A 21,151-nucleotide genomic window follows, 5' to 3' on the forward strand; every position below is an offset into this window, starting at 1 on the left:
CATGGATCGCCGGCCGCCGCGGCTGGCGCGCCGCGCGCCGGTCATGCGCCGCGCGGCGCGGCGCGGCGGCGGCACGTGACGCGCACGGCGCCGTCCGCGGCGGCCCAGATGCGGGCCCGCCCGCCGCGCCGGTCTTCCTCGCTGTGCCGCACCGGGCCGCTGGCGGTGATCTCCGCGCCGTGCGGAAACTGCGCGCGCGGCAGCACCAGTTCGGTCGGCGCCGGCACCGCCGCGTCGGCCTCGTACTCGACGACGAACAGGCCCGCGCCGCGCTCGAAGGACATCGCGCCCAGGCGCCCCTGCACCGCGCACGCATAGGGCCGCGCGAAGCCGGCCACCGCGCGGCCGCCATCGCAGGCCGGGTCGGCCGGGTCGATCTGGTCGGCCGAGAAGATCGAGAGGTCTTCCTGGTTCCACTGGTCGCCGATGCGCGGGTCGTTGCGGTTGCCCGCCGTGTAGTTCCACTGGGTGGCGCTGAGCAGCAGCCGGTCCAGCGCCTCGTACATCAGCTCGAGCGCCACCGTGTGCGGGGCGAAGGCGTCGCGCCTGCCGGCGGCCCACTGCGCGTAGGCCAGGCCGTCGTCGAGATCGTAGGGAATGCCGAACTCGCCGATCAGCGTGGGCGCGCCGCCGCCGGGAAAGCGGCGCGCGGCGTCCCTGAGCGCGGCCAGTTGCCGCACGTGCCGCTCGCGTAGCGCCGCCGGCCCCTCGGCGCGCTCGCCGGTCAGCAGGTCGACGCTGGCGCCGGGGTCGAAGGTTCTGGTCATCACCAGCGCCAGGTCGTACCAGTGGCAGGTGTTGACCGACTGCGCCGGCATGCGCGCGGGATAGTCGCGCCCGGTGAGCATGCCGATCGGATCCATCTGCGCCATCAGCAGCCAGTCGGCGCGGTGGGCGCGGATGCGCGCCGCGGCCTGGGTGAAGAACGGCGCGAACACGTCCTCGGCGATGTCCAGCCCGCGGCCGTCGACGCGGTCGAAGGCGTGTTCGTCGAGCGGCACGGCGATGCCGTCGTCGAGCCGGTAGATGCCCGCGCGCTCGAACGGGCAGGCCGCGCCGTCGCGCCAGATCGGGCGGGCGGCCGCGTTGAGCACGCGGGTGGCGCGCGGCGCGGCGGCGCTCGACGGGTCCAGCGGATTCGACGGATTCAGCGCGACCTCGGTCGGGATGCCGCGCGCGGTCGCCAGCGCCGCGAGCGGCGTGACGACGGGCCCGGGCAGCGGCAGGCCGCGGTCGGTCGAGAGCGCCTGCCCGAGCCAGCCCAGCCCCGGCTCGTTGAGCATGTCGAAGCCGATCACGTGCGGCAGGTCGCGCACGCGCAGTGCGATCTGCTCGGCCGCGCCGAGGAAATGCTCCAGCAGATAGTCCTGCACGTTGCGCCCCGCGATGCGGAAGTCCGGCGTCAGCCGACGGCCGGCCCAGAACAGCGTCCACATGATGCCGTTGGCCGCCAGCCGGTAGTTGAGCGGCCAGCTCATGCGCGCATAGCCGGGCTGGAGCGGGCTGGCGTCGGCGAAGTCGAAGCGGTGCTGCATGACGTGCGCGGCGTGCGCGGCATCGAACGCGAGGCAGTCGAGCCCGACCGCCTCGAGCGTCCAGCCCGGCGCGCCGTCGCCGCCGCTCATGCGCGACCACGCATCCTGGTGGAGGTCGACGAACACGTACAGGCCATGCTCGCCCGCCTTGCGGCAGATTGCCGCGAAGTAGTCCAGGTAAGCGTGGTCGTACTGTCCGGGGCCGGCATGCTCGATGGCCTCCCAGGTGGCGAGCAGCCGCAGGCAGTTGAAGCCCCAGCCGCGGATGCGCGCGAGGTGCGCGTCCGCCTCCGCCAGCGGAAACGGGCGGCCGACGAACGAGACCTCGCGGTGGTCCGCGAAGTCGGTCGGGTACTGGGTGCCGCCGCGCGGATAGGGGACCTTGCTGTCGCCGCCGAGGTTCACGCCGCGCAGCAGGATCTGCCGGCCCTGGACATCGATGAATCGTTCGGCTTCGGTATGCAGGCGTGTCAGTGTCATGTCGTTCCCTGTCGTTCCCATGTTGGAGGTCGCAATTTATTAACTTTCCAGTAGGTTAGTTTGTTTGCGCGAAAAGTACACATGGGGTTTACAATGGCACGCGGCAATTGCCCCCAAATCCGAAATCGGAGCCATCAGTGAAGCCCAGGAGAACGCGCGAGCACAGCACGTCCAACGCCGAGATGTCCGCGCAGACCAAGGCCGGGATCCTGAACGCCGCGATCGCGTGCCTGGCCGAGCTCGGCTACGCCGGCACCACGATTTCGGAAATTGCCGATCGCGTCGGCCTGACGCGCGCGGCCCTGATTTACCATTTCGAGAGTAAACACGCGCTGATGGCGGCCGTGATCGACGCCATCTACGACGAGATGGCGGCGCGCTTCGCCGCCGCGGCGCCGCCGTTCCTGGCGCCGCGCGAGCGCCTGCTGGCCTTGCTCGACTCCGCCGGCAACCACGCCTCGTCGGTCAACCAGATCGCGCTGCTCGAGCTGCTGCTCGCGGCGCGCCGCGACCCGGGCTTCCAGGCCGAGGTGCTGCCGGCCATCGCGCAGCGCGAGGCCGCGTTCGACGGCGCCTGGCGCGAGGCCATCGGCGGCCTGCCCAACGCGCCGCGCCTGGAGATGCTGCGCGACCTCAGCGTCGCGGTGCTGCGCGGCGTCACCATCGGCCGCTCGCTCGGCCATGACGTGGTCCGCATCGACCACCAGCTCGCGGAGCTGCGCCGCCTGTTCGTCGAAGCCATCACGCCCTAGGCGGCGGGCGCGTCGTTCAGGGTTTGTCCCGGTTGTCCATGATATTTACTGATGTGATAGTAAATTATCGACGGCGCGGTGGCGCCGCCGCGACCGCAGCCGCAGCCGGCCCCGTGCCGCCGCGGTCCGCTCATGCCGGCATGGCGCCGGCGCCATGACCGGAAATGCCACATGCCCGCACGATCCTCGCGTTTTCGTCCGGTAGTCCCGATTGCCGCGCTCGCCACGCTCGCGGTGGTGGCCGCCGCCATCGGCATCGCCGGCGGCGGCGTCGCGTCGCTCGCCGGCACGCGCGCCGCGCCGGGCGGCCCGGCCGCTCCGCAAGCCATCGTCGGCGACGGTCTCCACGGCCCGCGCGGCATGGCGTGGATTCCCGGCGGCCGGTTCATGATGGGCAGCGACCACGAATTCGCGCAGGCCAACGAGCGCCCCGCGCACGAGACGCGCGTCAGCGGATTCTGGATGGACGTGCATCACGTGACCAACGCCGAGTTCCGCGCGTTCGTGGCGGCCACCGGCTACGTCACCAGCGCGGAGAAGGCGCCCGGCTGGGACGCGCTCAAGGCCCAGTTGCCGGCGGGCACGCCGCGCCCGCCGGACAGCGCGCTGGTGCCCGGCGGGCTGGTCTTCGTCGGCACCGAGCGGCCGGTGCCGCTGCACGATTATTCGCGCTGGTGGCGCTTCGTCGCCGGCGCCGACTGGCGGCACCCGGGCGGTCCCGGCAGCGCCATCGCGGGCAAGGACGACCATCCCGTGGTGCAGGTGTCCTGGCAGGACGCGCAGGCCTATGCGCGCTGGGCCGGCAAGCGCCTGCCGACCGAAGCCGAGTGGGAGTTCGCCGCGCGCGGCGGACTGGAGCAGGCCACCTACGCCTGGGGCGACCAGTTCGCGCCGGGCGGCCGGCAGATGGCCAACGTCTGGCAGGGCCGGCAGCCGCAGCCGTTCCCGGTGGTCAGCCCCAGGGCCGGCGGCGCGGCCGGCACCAGCGCGGCGGGCACGTTCCCCGCCAACGGCTACGGGCTCTACGACATGACCGGCAATGCCTGGCAATGGGTGGCCGACTGGTATCGCGCCGACCAGTTCCGGCGCGTGGCGCGCGCGGGCCGTGTCGAGGCCGACCCGCGCGGCCCGGACCATAGCTGGGATGCCGCCGGCGTGCCCGCGCGCGCGCCGAAGCGCGTGATGCGTGGCGGCTCGTTCCTCTGCAGCCAGGACTATTGCCTGAGCTACCGCCCGAGCGCGCGGCAGGGGACCGACCCGGACAGCAGCATGTCGCACCTGGGCTTCCGGCTGGCGCTGGACGAGGCCGCGTGGCAGGCGCAGCGGGCCGCGCAACAAGCCGCACCACAGGCTGCACAACAGGCCGCCGCCGGCGGCTGAAACGCGCCGGCGCAGACCCCTCCGCCCCAACCAGCCGACACGGGAGGCATCACCGCATGAATCCACGCAACCGCATGAGGGCCGCGCGCGCCGGCCTGGCTCGCGCGCTGCGCCACGCCGCGCGCTGGGCCACCCTGCCGCTGCTCCTGTGCGCGGGCACGCCGCACGCGCAGCCGCAGCCGCAAGCCCGGCCGAACATCCTCTGGATCACGGTGGAAGACATCACCACGCTGATCGGCGCGTATGGCGACCGCGCGGCCAGCACGCCGAACATCGACCAGCTGGCCCGCGAGGGCGTGCTCTACACCCACGCCTACCAGACCGCCGGCGTGTGCGCGCCCGCGCGCGCGGCCATGATCACCGGCACCTACCCGACCTCGGTGGGCGCGCACCACATGCGCACCGGCAGCGCGGAGCTGCCCGGCGGTGGCGCCCGGCCCCGGCCGGAAGGCATTCCCGCGAGCTATTCGGTGGTGCTGCCGCCGCAGGTCAAGGCGTTCCCCGAGCATCTGCGCAAGGCCGGCTACTACACCACCAACAACCAGAAAGAGGACTACCAGTTCGAGGCGCCCGTCACCGTGTGGGACGAAAGCGGCCCGGCCGCGTCCTACCGCAACCGTCCCGCGGGCAAGCCCTTCTTCGCGGTCTACAACTTCTTCCTGACCCACGAGGCGATGGTGGCCCTGCGCAAGGACGCGCTGCTGGCGGAGCCGGCCGCGGTGGCGGTGCCGCCGGTCTTCCCCGACACCGCGGCGGTGCGCGGCGACATCGCCCGCATGTACACCAATATCGCGCTGATGGACCGGCAGGTCGGCGAGCTGGTCCGCATGCTCAAGGACGACGGCGTGTACGACGACACCGCCATCTTCTTCCTGGCCGACAACGGCGGCAGCCTGCCGTGGATGAAGCGCGAAGTGCTCGAGCGCGGCACGCGCGTGCCGCTGATCGTGCGGCTGCCCGGCGGCCGGCGCGCCGGCACGCGCAGCGACGCGCTGGTCAGCGGCGTCGACCTCGCGCCGACCGTGCTGTCGCTGGCCGGCGTGCCGGTGCCCGGCTACATGCAGGGTCAGGCGTTCCTCGGCGGGCCGCCGGCGCAGGCGCCGCGCAAGTACGTATTCGCCGCGCGCGACCGCATGGATACCGAGTACGACCGCGTGCGCATGGTGCGCGACGCGCGCTACCGCTACCTGCGCAACTACATGCCGGACAAGCCGTATTACCAGAACCTGCGCTTTCGCCTGATGCTGCCGATGATGCAGGACATCCTGCGGCAGCGCGACGCCGGCACGCTGTCGGCCGCGCAGGCGGCGTGGTTCGGGCCCAAGCCCGCCGAGGAACTCTACGACGCCGAGCAGGACCCGTGGGAGCAGCGCAACCTGGCCGGCGACCCGCGCTACCAGGACAAGCTCGCCGAACTCCGGCAGGCCCTCGATGCCTGGACCATGCAGTACGGCGACCTCGGCGGCGTGCCGGAGCGCGACATGCTGGCGCGCATGTGGCACGGCGCGAGCGAGCCGCCCGCGACCGCCACGCCCGAGGTGATCGCGGTGGCCGACGGCGTGCGCATCGCGTGCGGCACCGACGGGGCGTCGATCGGCTACTGGATCGAGCGCGCCGCCGCGCCGCCGCCCGCCGCCCACATCGTGCAGAGCTGGGACTACGAGCGCCTGGCCGGCGAACTGTTCGGCGGCAACTTCGCCCGGCTCGGCGACAAGCGCCCGGCCGCGCCCGCGTGGACGGTCTACGGCGGCGAGGTCATCCCGCTCGCGCCGGGCGAGATCCTCCACGTCAACGCGATGCGCATCGGCTATCGCGCGGCGCGCGTCGACTACGCCGACGGCCGCGCGGTCGTGCCGCCGGCGCGCTGATGCGCGCGTCCTTATGCGTGCATCCTTATCCGCCAACACAGGCAAGGGAGAAAAACCCATGACAATCCGTTCGCGCATGCGCGCCGCCGCGCTGCTGGCCGCCGCGTTTGGTGCCGTGTTTGGCGCCACGTTTGCCGCCGCATCCGGCGCCGCGCCCGACGCGGCGCGGGCCGCGGCACAGACGCCCGCACGAGCGCTCGCACAAGCGCCCGCACGGACAGCCGCGCCGACGCGCCCCAACATCGTCGTGCTGGTCGCCGACGACCTCGGCTGGGGCGATCTCGGCAGCTACGGCCATCCGGTGTTCCGCACGCCCAACCTGGACCGCATGGCGGCCGAGGGCCAGCGCTGGACCAATTTCTACGTGAGCTCGCCGGTCTGCTCGCCGAGCCGCGGCGCCATGCTGACCGGCCGCGTCGAAACCCGCACGGGCCTGTACGGCGTGGTCAACACGGTGCAGATCGAGGACGATCCCTACGGCTTCCCGGACCGGGAGACGACCGTCGCCAGCCTGCTGCGCGATGCCGGCTACGCCACCGCCCTGTTCGGCAAGTGGCATCTCGGCGACGCGCCGCGCGCCTATCCGACCCGCCACGGCTTCGATTCCTGGTGGGGCACGCCGATGTCGAACGACGCCTACTTCATCGGCGGCGTGTCCACCAGCGAGCTGCGGCGCCGCTACGCGGCCGGCGAGTCGCCGCTGGCGCTGTTCTCGCTGTACTACGAGCAGGCCACCGCGAGCTTCCGCCATCCCAGGAGCGAGTACTGGAACCTGCCGCTGATCCGCAGCGAGCGGATCGCGAAGGCGGGCGGGGCCGGCTATCGCGACGAGGTCATCGAGCGGCCGATCGACCAGCGGCAGTACAACCGGCGGCTGACCGACCAGGTGGTTGGCTTCGTCGGCGGGAAGCACGACAAGCCGTTCCTGGCCTGGGTCGGCTACGAGAAGCCGCACCTGCCGCACCTGCCGGCGCCGGAGTTCGCCGGCAGCAGCAAGGGCGGCCCGGTGGGCGACGCCATCGCGGAGCTCGACCACAGCGTGGGGCGCGTGCTCGATGCGCTGCGGCGCAGCGGCAACGCCAAGGACACCGTGGTGGTCTTCGTCTCCGACAACGGCCCCTGGATCCTGTATGAAGACATGGTGGGCTCGGCCGGCATCCTGCGCGATGGCAAGGCATCCACCTATGAAGGCGGCGCGCGCGTGCCGGCGCTGTTCTGGTGGCCCGGCACGATCCGCCCGGCCGTGGTCGACGGCATCGGCGCGACCTACGACTTCCTGCCGACCCTGGTCGCGCTCGCCGGGGCGAGGCTGCCCGACGCGGCCATCGACGGCGTCGACCTCGGGCCGGCCCTGCGCGGGCGCGCGCCGAGCGCGCGCCAGGTGCTGCCGTACTACTACAAGGGCCGGCTGCAGGCGTGGCGCGACGGCGACTGGAAGCTCAATCTCTACGAGACAAGCGGACGCCCGGGCGGCCCGCAGCGCAAGCTGGACAAGCCCACGCTCTATCACCTCGGCCGCGATCCCGCGGAGAAATACGACCAGGCGGCGGCCGAGCCGGCCGTTGCCGAACGGCTGGCGCGCGCGGCGCTGGCCTTCGAGGCATCGATCGCCAGGGCCGAGCCGGAGTTCGACCGCGTCAATGCGGCATTCGCGGCATTCGCGCCGCCGGCGGCCGGCGGCGCGGAGCCGAAGCGGAGTTCAGACGGAGTCGAAGCGAAGTAACAGTGCAGCAGAAGTGAAATCGAAGCGCAACCGAAACGAAAAAGGAGACGAGGAACATGCAGAGAAAGATATCGCTCATGCAGTGCGCGGCCGCCCTGCTGGCATGCGCGGCCGGCGCGGCCAGCGCGGGAGACCTGAAGGTGGTGGTCCGCAACGTCCAGGGCAGCGAGGGCACGGTGCGCGTGGGACTGTTCAACAATGCCGGCGAGTTTCCGAAAGGCCCGCTGTTCCGGGGCCAGGAGCAGGCCGCCGCGCCGGGCGAGGTCGTCGTGATGTTCAAGGACCTGCCGGCCGGCGATTATGCGATCATCGCGTACCAGGACAGGAACGGCAACGGCGACCTCGACAAGAACGTCATCGGGATCCCGGTCGAGCCGCTGGGTTTTTCCCGCGGCGCGTGGATCACGAGTGGCCCGCCGGCCTTTGGCGAGGCGAAGTTTTCCTTCGACGGCGCCAGCCAGACCCAGGCCGTCGGGCTGCGCTAGGCGCGGCGGGGCGGGCCGCGCGGGGCGGCGCCGCATTGTTTCATGTTGGATCGGATCAGCAGCAGAGGAAGTTCATGACGGCAGAAATCAGCGGCCAGTGGGATTGCGTCTCGCAGACGCCCAACGGCGAGCAGCACTCGGTGCTCACCATCGTCGGCACCGGTGCCGGCACCTTCGGCGGCACCAACGCGAGCGAGAAGGCCTCGGTCGAGGTCACCGACGGCGAACTGGACGGCGACCGCGTGAGCTTCAGGATGAAGCTCACCTCGCCGCTGCCGCTGTCGCTCAAGGTGGAGGCCGTGCTGGCCGGCGACACGCTCGAAGGCACCATCGCCGCCGGCGTGTTCGGGCGCTTCCCGATGCGGGCCACGCGCAGGGCCTGAGCGCGCCCGCCGTGCCCGCCGCGCGCCGGCGCGGTCAGCGGCCCTGCACCACCTCCGCGTCCTGGTAGCGGTAGCTCAGGTAGCGGTACTTGCCGAAGTTGTAGTGCGCGCGGTACCAGCGGCCCTGCACGTTCAGGCCGTTGAACAGCACGCCCCTGACCTCGCCGCCGCCCTGCCGGATCGCCTTGCCGGCCGCCTCGAGCTCGTCCATCGTGGTGGCGTCCGCGCGCGCGACCATGAACACGGCGTCGGCCTTGGTGGCCAGGATGCCGGTGTCGGACGCGGCCAGCACCGGCGGCGTGTCGATCAGCACCACGTCGTAGCTCGACTTCAGCGCGGCGAGCAGCGAGTCCATCATCGGGCTGAGCAGCAGGTCGGCGGAATGCGTGGGCAGCGTGCCGGTGGGAATGAAGTCGAGCCCGGGCACCACCTGCCGGCGCACCGTGTCCTCCACCGGCGCGCCGTGCAGCAGCTCGGTCAGGCCGGGGCCGCGCGCGGTGTCGAAGCGGTGGTTGAGGTTGCCGCGGCGCAGGTCCGCGTCGATCAGCACCACGCGCTTGCCGCCGGCGGCAAGCACCGCGGCGAAGTTGGCGCAGATGAAGGACTTGCCCACGCCCGGCGAGGGGCCCGTGACCAGCACCACCGGATGGCGCGTGCCCAGCAGCGAGAACTGCAAGGCGGTGCGGAAGCTGCGCAGGCTCTCCATCGCCGGGTCCTCCGGCATGCGGCAGGCCAGCAGCGCGTTGGGTCCGCCCTGCGCCGCCAGGCGCGACTGCTCGGGGCTGAACGGGATCGTGGAGTAGACCGTGAAGCCGGTCTGGTTCTCGATGTCGTCGGCCTCGGACACGGCGCCGTCGAGCAGGTGGCGCAGGAACACCACGATCAGCGCGCCGGCCGTGCCGAGCAGCGCGGCGAACATCACCAGCAGCTTGCGGTCGGGCCGCACCGGCTGCAGCGGCACCTCGGCCGGGTCGACCAGGCGCGCGGTGCCGACCTTGCTGGCCTTGGTCAGGCGCAGTTGCTGCGCGTCGTTGAGCAGGGTCTGGTACATCTCGGTGCTGACCTTGACGTCGCGCATCAGCCGCACCACGTTCTGCTCCACCTCGGGCAGCTTCTGGATGCGCGTGGTCACGGCGGCCAGCGCGGTGTTCAGGCTGCCGATCTGCTCGTCGATGATGCCGATGCTCGGATGGTTGCCGGTGAAGCGAGTCACCAGTTCCTGGCGCTTCTGGCGCAGCTCCTGCAGGCGGGTCTGGAGCTGCACCGACTGCGCCAGGATCAGCCGCGACTCCTCGGTCAGGTCGATGGTGCCGCGCTGGTTGCGCAGCGCGTTGTAGCGCGTCTCGGCGGTCTCCACCTGCTGCTTGACCTGCGGCAGCTGCTGCTCGAGGAAGGCCAGCGATTTCTCCGCCTCCTCCGCCCGGCGGCGCACGTTCTGGTCCACGTACTCGGTGCCGATCTCGTTGAGCGTGGCGGCGATCAGGTCGGGGTCGGGGCCTTCGAGGGTGATGCCGATCACGCCGCTGGACTTGCCGCGCTCGGAGATCTGCAGGGTCTGCTGCAGCATTGCGATCGCGTTGGCGCGCGGCACCCGCGTCACCGTGAATTCGGCGCCGGGCCGCGCGTCGAGCTCGGCCACCACGATCTCGACGTTGCCGCGCGCGGTCGGCGCCAGCAGCGGCTGGCCCACGGTGCCGGTGGCGCCCTTGTCGTCGCCGTCGACGGCCAGGCGGTAGCGCTGGCCGTCGAGCGCGGTGATCCGCATGCGCTTGCCTTCCAGGCGCGCCGGCACGTCGAGCCGCGTCACCGCGATGTGCTCGTCGCCCCAGACGAAGCCGCCCCAGCCGAACAGCCCGGGCTCGGACAGCCCCGGGTTGTAGCGCGCCAGCGGCTGGCCGACGAGCGGGAAGTAGCGCGGCCGCGCGTCGATGAACAGGCGCAGGTTGTCCACCGCCTTGCCCACCACCATGCGCGAATGCAGCAGCTCGATCTCCGCCGACGCGGCCGGCTTGACCTCGAACACGGGCGCGATGCTGGCGGCGAGCTTGCCGCCGGCGTTGCTGTTGCCGGTGTCCTCCACCTGCACCACGATGTCGGCGCGGTAGACCGACCTGGTGAAGAACGCATAGGTCGCGCCCAGCAGGAAGATCGTGCCGGCCACCGCCACGAAGGTCCAGCGGTAGCGCACCAGGATGTCGAGATAGCCGGTCAGGTCGATCCCTTTCTCCCGGGCCGGGTGCGGCGAGCCCGGCAGTATGTCGTGCGGATTGATCGTGTTCATGCTACCTCCCCGTGGTATGGATCCCGTGCCATGGCGCGAATCCGCTCCGACCATGTGTCGACGCCCTGTCCGACGAGCCCGAGCACGATCCGGAACATGTTCTGCGAACAGCCGTAGGGGTCGGGTACGTCAGCGTGCATGAACTCGCAAAGCCGGTAGATCTTGCCGCGTGCCTGCGGAAACTGGCGCTCCAGCGCCTCTCTTTGTTCTGTGTCCATCACCAGCACCAGGTCGGCGCCGCTGACCATGCCGCCGTCCAGCGCGCGCGCGCGGTGGCCGGACAGGTCCAGCCCCTGCTCGGCGAGCAGCCGCACGGCATGCGGGTCGGCCGCGGCGCCCTCCAGCGGCGCCAGCCCGGCCGAGGCGATCGCGCATCCGGGCAGCGCGTCGCGCAGCAGGTACTGCGCCATCGGGCTGCGGCAGGTGTTGCCGATGCACACGACCAGGATCGAGCGGATCATGGCATCTACTTGATGGCCGTGGCCGAGCCGATGACCGGGCCTGTCGACGGAATCAGCAGGTTCATCACGCGGCTCCAGCGCACCAGCTCGCGCGCGTCCACGTAGACCACGTCCTTGGCCTCCAGCTCGAAGCCTTCGGCGATGGCCAGTGCCACCGGCGAGGTGCCGTCGAGGTGGTAGACCTTGGGCTTGCTGTCGGTGTCCTTGCGGATCACGAAGATCTGCTCGGCGTTGGCCGAGCCGGGGTTGACGCCGCCGGCGTCGCCGAGCGCCTCGTTGAGGGTCATGCGGCCGTTGCGCATGAGCAGCGTGGTGGGGCGCACGACTTCGCCGGTGACGAAGATCTTGCTGTCCTCGCGCTGCTCCACGCGCACGATGTCGCCGTTCCTGAGCAGGATGCGCGACGGGTCCACGCCGCGCGCCAGCAGCGCCGGGATGTTGATGCGCCAGCTGCGCTCGCCGCGCGTCAGGCGGATGCGGCTGTTGTCGCCGGTCAGGTTGACCACGCCGCCGGCGCGGTTGAGCGCCTCGATCAGCGTCATCGGCGCGTCGTCGATGGGCAGCATGCCGGGCGTGCGCACTTCGCCGTCGACGTAGACGCGCTGGCTGCGGAAGGCCAGCACGCGCACCGTCATCTGCGGGTCGCGCACCACGCGCGAGAGCACGCGCGCGATCTGGTCGCGCACCTCGTTGGCGGTCTTGCCGGCGACCTTCATCACGCCGGCGTACGGAAACTGGATGTCGCCCTGCGCGCTGACCACGTAGCCGGGCACGTTGGCGCCGCCGCCCACCGCCGGGATCTCGTAGGCCGCGCCGATGCTGTAGGTCTGGTTGGGGAACACCAGCTCGGGGTGGTCCCACACCACCACCGAGACGATGTCGCCGGGGCCGATGCGGTAGGGCTCGGGCGTGGCGAACAGTTCGTCGATCTTGTCGAGCTCGCGCTGGGCCACGTTGCGCTGGTTGCGCACCAGGTCGAGCGTGATCGGCGTGATGTCCGGCGTCGCGTCGGGGCCGACCGCGGTCACTGGCGCCTTGGCGTCGAAGTGCATGCCCGGCGAACTCGCGCACGCGCCCGCCAGCAGCGCCGCGCACAGCATGGCGAACGCGGCCAGCGGGCGCCCCGCGCGGCGCCGGCCATGCGCCTGTCCGCTCCGTGGTTCATCCCGCTGTTCGTCCGTGCCCCGCGCTTCCTGGTCGATGGTCTCGTTCACGGCAGCCTCCCCGCTCTGACGGGCCCGGCGCAACGACTGCGACAGTCCCCCGTGTTGTCATCCTAGGACGCCCGGCACCTCCCATCGGTGCGCTGTCCCACATTGGCGGGGGCTCGCGGAACCGGCGCAAAGCGGCGCCGGGCAAGGCGCGGCGGGCCGCGCGGGGGGACGCCGGCGGGCGGCTGGCGATGATCGATTGGCGGCTCGCGACGACAGAATGGCGAGGCCCAAAAGCACGGCGGGAAGCGCCGCCGGACAGACCCGGCCGCGCTTCCCGCGCGGGCGGCGCGGCGCGGGCGCTAGCGCATCGCCGAGGCGCCGGCGCCATACTCGGCGGCGGCGCGCACCGTGGCGCGCGGCGCGGCGTCGTCGCCGCTGACCCACTCCAGCGAGGCGCCGCGCTGGAGCGCCGCGTAGACCGCCTCGCCCTTGTTGCGCACCTTGAGCCGCTGGTACAGCGTGCAGGCGTGGCTCTTCACCGTGGCCACCGAGATATTGAGCATGCGGCTGACGGTCTTGATCGGGTGGCCGCGCGCGAGCAGCACCAGCACCTCGTACTGGCGCGGCGTGATCTGCAGCATCTCGGCCTCGTCGTAGGCGGTCTCGCCGTGGCTGCCGGCGTCGCCCGCCGGCGCGCCCTGGCGCGCCACGGCGGCCAGCGAGTCGCGCGAGCACGGCGTGGCCTGGATGCGCCCGCCCGCCGGGCCGCAGGCGGCGCCCTCGGCCAGCGGCGCCAGCACCGGCACGCGCCCGCCCGGCGGATAGCCGCCGACCGGCACGCCGGCCTGGCGGCCGCCGACGCCGCGCACGTGCTGGCCGCCCACCATCGCCAGCCGGATGCCGGCCTCGAGCACGGCCAGCGAAGCGGACTTGGGCAGGCAGCCGCAGATGCCCTGCGCCATCGCCAGCGCCGGGATCTGCAGGGGCAGGACGTCGGCGAGCAGCAGCAGGCGCTCGGCGCTGAGCACGGTGCGCACCTTGTTGAGAAGCTGCCAGCCGGTATCGGTGTCGGCCGGCATGCCGAACACGAGGAGGTCGCAGTGATTGCCGTCGAGCAGGGCGACGTCGGCCGGGTCGACGGTGATGACGTGGTCCACGCCGTGGATGCGTTCGAGCATCTGCAACAGGCCCAGACGCAACAGAGGATGACCCTCGATGAGCAGCGCGTTCATGTTCTTATTCCCCCGTTTGATTGCGGCAGGAAACAGGTTGAACGCAGCGGAATATGGACCTGCACGACCCAAGCTGCTGGCTTGCGTCGCCCCGATTTATCCCCGTACTACCGTCAGGCCGGTCCCGCTCGTCTTTATTTGTCGGAACCTGACTGCATGCCGGAAGGCTGACCCCCTGAACCCACCCCAAATGCCATTCGTCTTAAAACGAATTAAGGTCATCTTATGGTCTGCTTTGCGTTAAATCAAGTTGCTTTGCCGGCGCCCGGAACGGGGTGGAGGCATTTCCTTTCATCATCCGGAAAGCCTTGGTGGAAGCCGGATGGCGGGGTACCCGAAAGGGTGAGGCATATTCAAAAAGATTAAGTTTCAGCGGTGAAACAGTAATTCCGCGATTATGTTTCACCGCTGCAACGGATAGACCGCCGGAACGGGATTTTCAAAGCGCGCGGCGCGGCCGCGGCGGTGGCCTGACACAGATCTGAAACTTGTCCCCGGGGTGGAGCGTGGCGCATCCGCGCCCCCGCGGCGGGCTCCGCGCCCGTGCCGCCGCGCGACGCACGGATGAGAGTCATATCAGCCATCAGGATGAGGGGGATGGCCGCGCTCCCCCGGTGTCGGCGTGCTCGCGGACCGCCGCGCCGGCGCGGCCCGCGCATGCGGCGGCGCCGCTACCCGCACTCCCCGCACTCCCCGCGCCGCGTCGCGGCATGCCGCACCGCAGCGTGTGTGCCAACGAACAGAACCCGCCCCACCGCCCCGGCATCCTCGATGCAACGCAGGCCGCTGGCCCCGCCGCCGACGGCGGGACACGGCGGCGCATCCGTTCGCGGCGGCTTTTTCCTTTCCCGAGGTTCCCATGACAGCAGACACGGTGCAGGACCGCATCAACCGGCACGCCTGGCGCAGCTGGGGCGCGCGGCGGTGGTTCGGCACCGCCAGCGACTGGACCGATCCCGGCGAGGCCGCCGCCATCGCCTGGGTGGCCGACCAGGTGCGCGGCCAGCCGATCCTCGACGTGGGCGTGGGCGGCGGGCGCACGGTGCCGCCGCTGCGCGCGCTCAGCAGCGACTACACCGCGGTCGACTACATGCCCGAGATGGTCGCGATCTGCCGGCGCAACCACCCGGGCGTGCGCGTCGAGCAGATGGACGCGCGCGACATGGCGGCGCTGCCCGACGGCCACTTCGCGCTGGTGATGTTCAGCTTCAACGGCATCGACGCGGTGGACCACGCGGGCCGCGAGGCCATCCTGCGCGAGTTCGCGCGCGTGCTGCGCCCGGGCGGGCTGGTGCTGTTCTCCACGCACAATCTGCGCGGGCCCAGCTACCGCGAGAATCTCTCCAAGTTCCTGCGCCTGCCGCGCCTGTCGGCCAACCCGGTCGCGGTGGGCGTCGACGCCGCGCGGGTGCTGTGCAACCTGCCGCTGGCCACCTTCAACTACCTGCGCCACTCGCGCCTGAACCGCGAGTTCGACGGCTACGCGATCCGCGTGTGCGCCGCGCACAAGTTCGGCATCGTGATCTTCTACACCGAGCTCGAGGCGCAGCGCCGCGCGCTGGCGCGGCTCGGCCTGCACACCGAAGTGGTGTTCGGCAACGTGGACGCGGCGCCGCTGCGCGACGGCCAGGATCTCGGCGAGGTCTACTGGTTCCACTTCATCGCGCGCAAGGCGGCCGGCGCCGCGCGGCAATCGGCGGGCAATGAGCGGGCGGTGAACGAGCAATGAGCCGGCCATGAAGCTCCTGCACGTCATCTCGTCGATCGATCCCGGCGGCGGCGGCCCCATCGAGGGCGTGCGCCAGTTGCGCGCGCCGCTGCGCGAGCGCGGCGTGCAGGTGCAGGTGTGCTGCGGCGACGCGCCCGACGCCGCGTGCGTGCGCGACAGCGAGCTCGACGTGATCGCGCTGGGGCCGTCCACGCTCAAGTACGGCTTCAACCGCCGCATGGTGGCGTGGCTGCGCGCGCACGCCCGCGACTACGACGCGGTGGTGGTCGAGGGGCTGTGGCAGTTCCACGCGCTCGCCGTGTGCCTGGCGCTGCGCGGCCAGCCGGTGCCGTACTTCGTCTTCGCGCACGGCATGCTGGACCCGTGGTTCCGCCAGCACTATCCGCTCAAGCACCTGAAGAAAAGCCTCTACTGGCTGCTCGGCGACTACTGGGTGCTGCGCGGCGCGCGCGCCGTACTGTTTACCTCCGGCGAGGAGCGGCTGCGCGCCAGCGGCGCGTTCTGGCCCTACCGCTGCCATGAAGTGGTGGCCACCTACGGCACCGCGCGGCCGCCGCAGGATGCCGCGCGGCTGCGCGCGGCGTTCTTCGCCGCCTTTCCCGCCGCGCGCGGCAGGCGCAACGTGCTGTTCCTCGGCCGCATCCATGAAAAGAAGGGCTGCGACCTGCTGGTCGAGGCGTTCGCCGGCGTGGCCGCGCAGCATCCGGCGCTGCACCTGGTGATGGCCGGCCCGCAGGACGCGGCCCTGCGTGCCGCGCTGGAGCGGCGCATCGCCGCGCGCGGGCTGGCGGCGCGCGTGACGTGGACCGGCATGCTCGCCGGCGACCTCAAGTGGGGCGCGTTCCACGCCGCCGAAGTCTTCTGCCTGCCCTCGCACCAGGAGAACTTCGGCGTGGCGGTGGCCGAGGCGCTCGGCTGCGGCGTGCCGGTGCTGATCTCCGACAAGGTCAACATCTGGCGCGAGATCGTCGGGGAGGGCGCGGGCCTGGCCGGCCCCGACACCGAAGCAGGCACCCGCGCCTGCCTGCAGCAGTGGCTGCGCATGGACGCGGCCGCGCAGGCCGGCATGCGCGCGGCCGCGTCGCGGGCCTTCTGCGGGCATTTCCAGGCGGAGCGCGCGGCGCAGCGCCTGCTCGAGATCATCGGCAGCGAGGCCGCCGGCATTCCCGCGGCGGCCTCCGCGGTGGCGGGCTGAGGCCATGCAGCCCGGCACCCACTTCCGCTTCGCGCCCGGCCGCCTGGCAAGCCTCTTCCACGTGGTGTGGGGCCAGGTGCTGCTGGCCTTCGTCGCCATCGCCGGGGTCCGCGTCTACACCGAGCTGCTGGACACCGCGGAGTTCGGCTACGTCATGCTGGCCCTCGGCGGCTACACGCTGCTGGACGGCCTGGTCGTCATGGCGTTCAGCCAGACCCTGGCGCTGTACTGCAGCCGCCAGAAGGAGGCCGAGGCGCGCCGCAGCCTCGCCGCCGGCCTGTACCTGGCATGCCTGCGGTGGTGGCTGATGCTGTCGCCGGTGGTGGTCGCCGGCGTCGCGGCCTTCTGCCTGCTCACCGGCCGGGGCGGCATTTCCGCCATCCTGCTGAGCCTGTCCACCTGCCTGTACCTGGCCGCGGAAACCGCCAAGGCGGCCATGACCACGTTGCTGAACGTCGACAGCGAGCATGCGCGGTTTTCCGCGTGGATCGTGGCGGAGGCCTGCGCCTGTTTCGCCGCCGTGACCGGCGCGCTGTGGTTCGGGCCGCGCGACGCGGCCACGTTCATTCACGCCTACGTCATCGCCAAGATCGCCACCACGGTTTTTTTCCACCATCGCTTCCACGGCGGCAGGTTCTTCCTTTCGGTCGACCGGAGCGTGCTGTCGGCGTGCCGCGCCGAGGCCCTGCGCTACGGCCTGCCGTTCAGCGTGATGGCCGTCATCGGCTGGCTCGGCAGCTACGTCGACCGCTACATCCTGAACTTCGCCGCGGCGCCCGGCACGGTCGGCGTCTATGCGGCGGCGGCCGGCACCATCGGCCGCCCGTTCGCCATCAGCGGCGCGATCCTGTCCAACTATTTCCGGCCGATCCTGTTTCGCCTTACCTCGCAGGACAACGCCGCGCAGGCGCAGGCGGTATTCCGCGCGTGGTGCGCGGCCGCCGCCTTCACCGGCGTCATGGGCATGCTCGGCGTCCATTACCTGGGCCCCCATCTGCTGCCGTTCCTGCTGGCCAGGCCCTACCGCGAAGGCGCGGTCACGATCATGCTGATCCTGTCGCTGGGGTTCTCCGCGACCATCGTCTGCCATGCGCTCGACAACATGATCTTCGCCGGCGGGACGAGCCGTTCGCTGGTGATGCCGCAGGTCGGCTCGGTGGTGGTCGGGGTGGTGGCGGTCGTGATCCTCGCGGGCCTGCATGGCGCGGTCGGCGCGGCGATCGGCAAGGTGGTGGGCGACGTGGCCAAGGTGCTGCTCACGGCGCTGCTGCTGGCGGCGCGCCGGCGCCAGGCCGGCAAGACCGAAGCCTGTGGAGTGGCGCCATGAAGATCGCCATCGCGACCACCACGGGATTCCATCTCGTCCACCTGGCGCGCGAGCTGATCGCGCGCGGCAACGACGTGACCTACTACTCTTCCCATCCCCTCTACCGCATCGTCAGGGATGGCGTTCCGCGGCGCCATGCCCGCGCCCAGTTCGCGGCGCTCCAGCCCTTCGCCACCGGTGCGCTGCAGCGCGTGCTGCCCGCGCTCCAGGGGCGCTGCGTGGAGTCGATGCTGGAGCGGATGGACGAGCAGGTCGCGCGCCGGCTGGAGCCCTGCGACGTGTTCATCGGCCTGTCGGCGATGATGGACAAGTCGGGCGAGGCCGCGCGGCGCATGTACGGCGCGCGGGTGGTCGCCGACCGCGGCGCCATGCACGTGCTGACCCAGCGCGCGCTGACCGCGCACAACGGCGTGTCGACGCTGTCCGAGCGCTACGTGCGGCGCGAGCTGCGCAGCTACGAGGTGGCCGACTATGTCGCGCTGCCCTCGAGGAACTGCGTGCGCAGCTTCGTCGAGCACGGCGTGCCCGAGCGCAAGCTGTTCCTCAACCTGTACGGCGTCGACCTGGCGCGCTTCATGCCGACGCCGCGGCCCGCCGGCGACTTCACCGCGATCTTCGTCGGCAACTGGTCGCGCACCAAGGCCGTGGACATCATCTGCGCCGCCGCGCGGCGGCTGCCCGACGTGACCTTCCTGCACGCCGGCACCGCCGGCGACTGCCACATGCCGCAGATGAAGAACCTGCGCTCGCTCGGACACGTTCCCAACGGCATGCTGCGCGAGACCTACGCGAAGGCGCACGCCTTGCTGCTGCCGTCGCGGCAGGACGGGTTCGGCATGGTCATGCTCGAGGCGCTGGCCTCGGGGCTGAGCGTGATCGCGAGCGAGAAGACCGGCGCGCCGGACATACGCCAGAGAATATCGAACAAGCACGCCGTGGAGATCGTCGAGGCGGAGTCGGTCGAGAGCCTGGTCGGCGCGATCACGCGCACGCGGCAGCGGGTCTGCGCGCAGCCGGCGCATGAACCGCGCCACCTGATGAGCGACGCGGACATCGCCTACTTCGGCTGGCAGGCCTACGCGCGGCGCTATGCGGCATTCATCGCCGCGATCGGCGGCGCCGGGGAGGGGGCGTGATGCCGCCGGTCGCCATCATCGCCGTGTACTTCGGCCGGCTTCCCTCGTATTTCGATCTGTGGCTGACCTCCTGCCGCTTCAATCCGGGGTTCGACTGGCTGGTGTTTACGGACTGCGACTGGCGCGCGTTCGACATCCCCGCCAACGTGCACATGCACGCGCTCACGCTGGACGAGTTCAGGCGGGTGGCGGCCGACGCCCTGGGCATACCGGTGCGGTTCGGCTCGCCGTACAAGGTGTGCGATTTCCGGCCGGCCTACTGGATGCTGCTGCCGCTCGCGGGCCGGCCATACGCGTACTGGGGGCATTGCGACCTGGACATGATCTTCGGGCGGCTCGACCGCTTCATCTGCGCCGACATCCTCGACGGCGCCGAGAAGATCTTCTCGGTCGGCCACCTGACGCTCTACCGGAACTGTCCCGAGGCGAACTTCATGTTCCGGCGCCATCACCCCGAACTGAACTGGGTCGAGATTCTCTCGGACGAGCGCCACCGCGGCTTCGACGAGCACATCGGCGTCAACCGGATCTGGCGCTATCACGGCGGCCGGACCTACGTGGACGAAACCATCATCGCCGACCTCGATCCCCACGTCAGGCGGCTCGAGTTCGTCAACGCGCTGCGCAACCGGCGGCAGCAGCTTTTCTATTTCGACCAGGGCAAGGTCCTGTGCGGGGTCTACTCGGGAGGGCGGTGGAGCACCAGCGAATACATGTACGTGCATTTCCAGAAGCGCGCGATGGCCAGGCGCAGCTGCGACCCCTACGCAAGCCGCTTCGCCATCGCGAGCGACGGCTTCGGCGGGCTCGCGGCGGTGCCGCCGGGCAAGGACCTGATCCGCGAGTACAACCCGGCGCGTCTCGCGGATCTTTCGAAGGAGCTGCCGCACCGGGTCAGGCGGCTGATCAGGAGCGTCAGGGGCAAGATCGCCTGAGGACGGGCGCGCCGTGCCGAGGGCGGCAGGGAACCGCCAGCGGGCATCCGCCACGCCCGGCGATATGAATCGACATCACAATGACAGGTGTCCCATGAGAATGGATGCGAAATTCATCAGTGTCGTCATGCCGGTGCACAACGGCGCCCGCTATCTCGCCGAGGCGGTCGACAGCGTGCTCGGGCAGTCGTATGCCAACTTCGAGCTGATCGTCGTCGACGACGGCAGCACCGACGAGACCAGCCAGATCCTGGCGGGCTACCGCGATCCGCGGCTCGTCGTCGCCAGGCGGGAGCGGCTGGGCCTGGTCGGCGCCCTGAACGAAGGGCTGCGGCTGACCCGCGGCGCCTACATCGCGCGCATGGATGCCGACGACATCTGCGAGAACACGCGCCTGGAGGTCCAGGCCGGGTTTCTCGACAGCCACCCGGACATCCACCTGATCTGCACCGACATCACCACCATCGACATGAACGGCCGCGTCATCGGCAAGGAAACCGAGCGCGGCCTGACCAGCCGGGCGCTGGCCAACGCCCTGCTGTTCCGGGGCAAGATCAAGCCGATCATCCATCCGTCGGTGATGATGCGGCGCGAGGTGTATCTGCGCGTGGGCGGCTACCGCAATTTCGTCGGCGCCGAGGACTCGGACTACTGGCTGCGCTGCGTCGACGATTTCGAGTTCGCGCGCCTGCCGGAGCCGCTGCTGCGCTATCGCATCAACGTCGACGGCATCTCGTTCAAGCGGACCAGCCAGCAGGTGCTCAGCGCGATGCTCTGCGCCGTCACGCACAGGGTGAGCTCGACGACCGGGGTGGACATCTACGAGACGCGGTCCGACCTGTGGTCGCTGGCCGAGACCCTGCTGTCCGCGGAGGATCTCCTGCCGCCGACGATCAGGTCGATCGACCACTTCCGCGACTTCAAGTGGGCCCTGCGGCGCGGCTCGCCGGCGGCGGCCTACCGCGCCTTGCTGCGCGGCATGCTGGACAGCGGCCTGCTGCTGATTCCCTACGTGCACATGAAGCGCCTGACCGGCGCGGTGGACGCTGTCACCGGCATCATCGAAGCCAAGGTGCTGAAGGCCTGACCATGCTT

At 71.0% G+C, this 21,151-nt stretch carries 17 protein-coding genes; 12 read left to right on the forward strand and 5 right to left on the reverse strand.

The genetic code is table 11. The annotated features are described in order from the left end of the window. Window positions 1-41: 41 nt before the first annotated feature. Window positions 42-2,015 (reverse strand): cellulase family glycosylhydrolase, encoded by a 1,974-nt coding sequence (locus tag ACWTPI_RS20085; RefSeq protein ID WP_454732518.1) that lies wholly within the window; start codon window positions 2,013-2,015, stop codon window positions 42-44. Window positions 2,016-2,152: 137 nt separating this feature from the next. On the opposite strand from ACWTPI_RS20085, the gene ACWTPI_RS20090 reads away from it, so the two are divergent. The 6 genes from ACWTPI_RS20090 (at window position 2,153) to ACWTPI_RS20115 (ending at window position 8,606) form a co-directional block, all read left to right on the forward strand. Further along, a complete protein-coding gene (locus ACWTPI_RS20090; RefSeq protein WP_231401609.1) occupies window positions 2,153-2,767 on the forward strand; it encodes a TetR/AcrR family transcriptional regulator in 615 nt (204 codons plus the stop codon). Between the two features lie 171 nt (window positions 2,768-2,938). Further along, window positions 2,939-4,147, forward strand: a complete 1,209-nt coding sequence (locus tag ACWTPI_RS20095; protein ID WP_454732519.1) for a formylglycine-generating enzyme family protein — start codon at window positions 2,939-2,941, stop codon at window positions 4,145-4,147. Between the two features lie 56 nt (window positions 4,148-4,203). Further along, entirely contained in the window at window positions 4,204-6,015 is a 1,812-nt protein-coding gene (locus tag ACWTPI_RS20100; protein WP_454732520.1) for a sulfatase family protein, read from the forward strand. Window positions 6,016-6,073: 58 nt separating this feature from the next. After that, entirely contained in the window at window positions 6,074-7,738 is a 1,665-nt protein-coding gene (locus ACWTPI_RS20105) for a sulfatase-like hydrolase/transferase (protein ID WP_454732521.1), read from the forward strand. A 56-nt stretch (window positions 7,739-7,794) separates the two neighbouring features. Next, a complete protein-coding gene (locus tag ACWTPI_RS20110; protein ID WP_155888084.1) occupies window positions 7,795-8,223 on the forward strand; it encodes a DUF2141 domain-containing protein in 429 nt (142 codons plus the stop codon). Between the two features lie 74 nt (window positions 8,224-8,297). Further along, a complete protein-coding gene (locus ACWTPI_RS20115) occupies window positions 8,298-8,606 on the forward strand; it encodes a hypothetical protein (RefSeq protein ID WP_020203296.1) in 309 nt (102 codons plus the stop codon). A gap of 34 nt (window positions 8,607-8,640) precedes the next feature. Here the strand turns inward: ACWTPI_RS20115 and ACWTPI_RS20120 are convergent, their stop codons facing one another. The 4 genes from ACWTPI_RS20120 to ACWTPI_RS20135 all read right to left on the reverse strand — a co-directional run bounded on the left by ACWTPI_RS20120 (window position 8,641) and on the right by ACWTPI_RS20135 (window position 13,734). Beyond that, window positions 8,641-10,887 carry a polysaccharide biosynthesis tyrosine autokinase gene (locus ACWTPI_RS20120; RefSeq protein ID WP_454732522.1) on the reverse strand — a complete coding sequence of 749 codons (2,247 nt, stop codon included), beginning with the start codon at window positions 10,885-10,887 and terminating at the stop codon, window positions 8,641-8,643. Further along, the gene (locus ACWTPI_RS20125; RefSeq protein WP_020203298.1) at window positions 10,884-11,348 is read right to left on the reverse strand and encodes an arsenate reductase/protein-tyrosine-phosphatase family protein; all 465 of its coding nucleotides are present in this window, start codon (window positions 11,346-11,348) and stop codon (window positions 10,884-10,886) included. Before ACWTPI_RS20125 ends, ACWTPI_RS20120 begins: the two co-directional genes overlap by 4 nt. Window positions 11,349-11,353: 5 nt before the next feature. Then, window positions 11,354-12,448, reverse strand: coding sequence for a polysaccharide biosynthesis/export family protein (locus tag ACWTPI_RS20130; protein ID WP_029043679.1), 1,095 nt, complete (start codon window positions 12,446-12,448; stop codon window positions 11,354-11,356). A gap of 413 nt (window positions 12,449-12,861) precedes the next feature. Next, on the reverse strand, window positions 12,862-13,734 hold the full coding sequence (locus tag ACWTPI_RS20135; protein ID WP_020203300.1) for a helix-turn-helix transcriptional regulator: 873 nt from the start codon (window positions 13,732-13,734) through the stop codon (window positions 12,862-12,864). An 859-nt stretch (window positions 13,735-14,593) separates the two neighbouring features. On the opposite strand from ACWTPI_RS20135, the gene ACWTPI_RS20140 reads away from it, so the two are divergent. From ACWTPI_RS20140 to ACWTPI_RS20165, 6 genes are all read left to right on the forward strand, one after another. Beyond that, window positions 14,594-15,463, forward strand: a complete 870-nt coding sequence (locus ACWTPI_RS20140) for a class I SAM-dependent methyltransferase (protein WP_454732523.1) — start codon at window positions 14,594-14,596, stop codon at window positions 15,461-15,463. Between the two features lie 7 nt (window positions 15,464-15,470). Further along, a complete protein-coding gene (locus tag ACWTPI_RS20145; RefSeq protein WP_020203302.1) occupies window positions 15,471-16,658 on the forward strand; it encodes a glycosyltransferase in 1,188 nt (395 codons plus the stop codon). 4 nt (window positions 16,659-16,662) lie between these two features. Further along, window positions 16,663-17,985, forward strand: coding sequence for a lipopolysaccharide biosynthesis protein (locus ACWTPI_RS20150; protein WP_454732524.1), 1,323 nt, complete (start codon window positions 16,663-16,665; stop codon window positions 17,983-17,985). Then, window positions 17,982-19,121: a glycosyltransferase family 4 protein gene (locus ACWTPI_RS20155; protein ID WP_059412016.1), complete on the forward strand. Its 1,140-nt coding sequence runs from the start codon at window positions 17,982-17,984 to the stop codon at window positions 19,119-19,121. Before ACWTPI_RS20150 ends, ACWTPI_RS20155 begins: the two co-directional genes overlap by 4 nt. Beyond that, window positions 19,121-20,056: a DUF6625 family protein gene (locus ACWTPI_RS20160; protein WP_059412017.1), complete on the forward strand. Its 936-nt coding sequence runs from the start codon at window positions 19,121-19,123 to the stop codon at window positions 20,054-20,056. The genes ACWTPI_RS20155 and ACWTPI_RS20160 overlap by 1 nt, the downstream gene beginning before the upstream one ends. Window positions 20,057-20,156: 100 nt before the next feature. Then, window positions 20,157-21,143, forward strand: coding sequence for a glycosyltransferase family 2 protein (locus ACWTPI_RS20165; protein WP_454732525.1), 987 nt, complete (start codon window positions 20,157-20,159; stop codon window positions 21,141-21,143). Window positions 21,144-21,151: the final 8 nt, after the last annotated feature.

It is taken from the genome of Cupriavidus ulmosensis (assembly GCF_977008105.1).

Bases quoted from the DNA above. Each gene is read 5' to 3' on its own strand.
- ACWTPI_RS20085 (WP_454732518.1), bottom strand. From the start codon at position 2,015: ATGACACTGACACGCCTGCATACCGAAGCCGAACGATTCATCGATGTC.
- ACWTPI_RS20095 (WP_454732519.1), top strand. From the start codon at position 2,939: ATGCCCGCACGATCCTCGCGTTTTCGTCCGGTAGTCCCGATTGCCGCG.
- ACWTPI_RS20100 (WP_454732520.1), top strand. From the start codon at position 4,204: ATGAATCCACGCAACCGCATGAGGGCCGCGCGCGCCGGCCTGGCTCGC.
- ACWTPI_RS20105 (WP_454732521.1), top strand. From the start codon at position 6,074: ATGACAATCCGTTCGCGCATGCGCGCCGCCGCGCTGCTGGCCGCCGCG.
- ACWTPI_RS20110 (WP_155888084.1), top strand. From the start codon at position 7,795: ATGCAGAGAAAGATATCGCTCATGCAGTGCGCGGCCGCCCTGCTGGCA.
- ACWTPI_RS20115 (WP_020203296.1), top strand. From the start codon at position 8,298: ATGACGGCAGAAATCAGCGGCCAGTGGGATTGCGTCTCGCAGACGCCC.
- ACWTPI_RS20120 (WP_454732522.1), bottom strand. From the start codon at position 10,887: ATGAACACGATCAATCCGCACGACATACTGCCGGGCTCGCCGCACCCG.
- ACWTPI_RS20125 (WP_020203298.1), bottom strand. From the start codon at position 11,348: ATGATCCGCTCGATCCTGGTCGTGTGCATCGGCAACACCTGCCGCAGC.
- ACWTPI_RS20130 (WP_029043679.1), bottom strand. From the start codon at position 12,448: ATGCTGTGCGCGGCGCTGCTGGCGGGCGCGTGCGCGAGTTCGCCGGGC.
- ACWTPI_RS20135 (WP_020203300.1), bottom strand. From the start codon at position 13,734: ATGAACGCGCTGCTCATCGAGGGTCATCCTCTGTTGCGTCTGGGCCTG.
- ACWTPI_RS20140 (WP_454732523.1), top strand. From the start codon at position 14,594: ATGACAGCAGACACGGTGCAGGACCGCATCAACCGGCACGCCTGGCGC.
- ACWTPI_RS20145 (WP_020203302.1), top strand. From the start codon at position 15,471: ATGAAGCTCCTGCACGTCATCTCGTCGATCGATCCCGGCGGCGGCGGC.
- ACWTPI_RS20150 (WP_454732524.1), top strand. From the start codon at position 16,663: ATGCAGCCCGGCACCCACTTCCGCTTCGCGCCCGGCCGCCTGGCAAGC.
- ACWTPI_RS20155 (WP_059412016.1), top strand. From the start codon at position 17,982: ATGAAGATCGCCATCGCGACCACCACGGGATTCCATCTCGTCCACCTG.
- ACWTPI_RS20160 (WP_059412017.1), top strand. From the start codon at position 19,121: ATGCCGCCGGTCGCCATCATCGCCGTGTACTTCGGCCGGCTTCCCTCG.
- ACWTPI_RS20165 (WP_454732525.1), top strand. From the start codon at position 20,157: ATGGATGCGAAATTCATCAGTGTCGTCATGCCGGTGCACAACGGCGCC.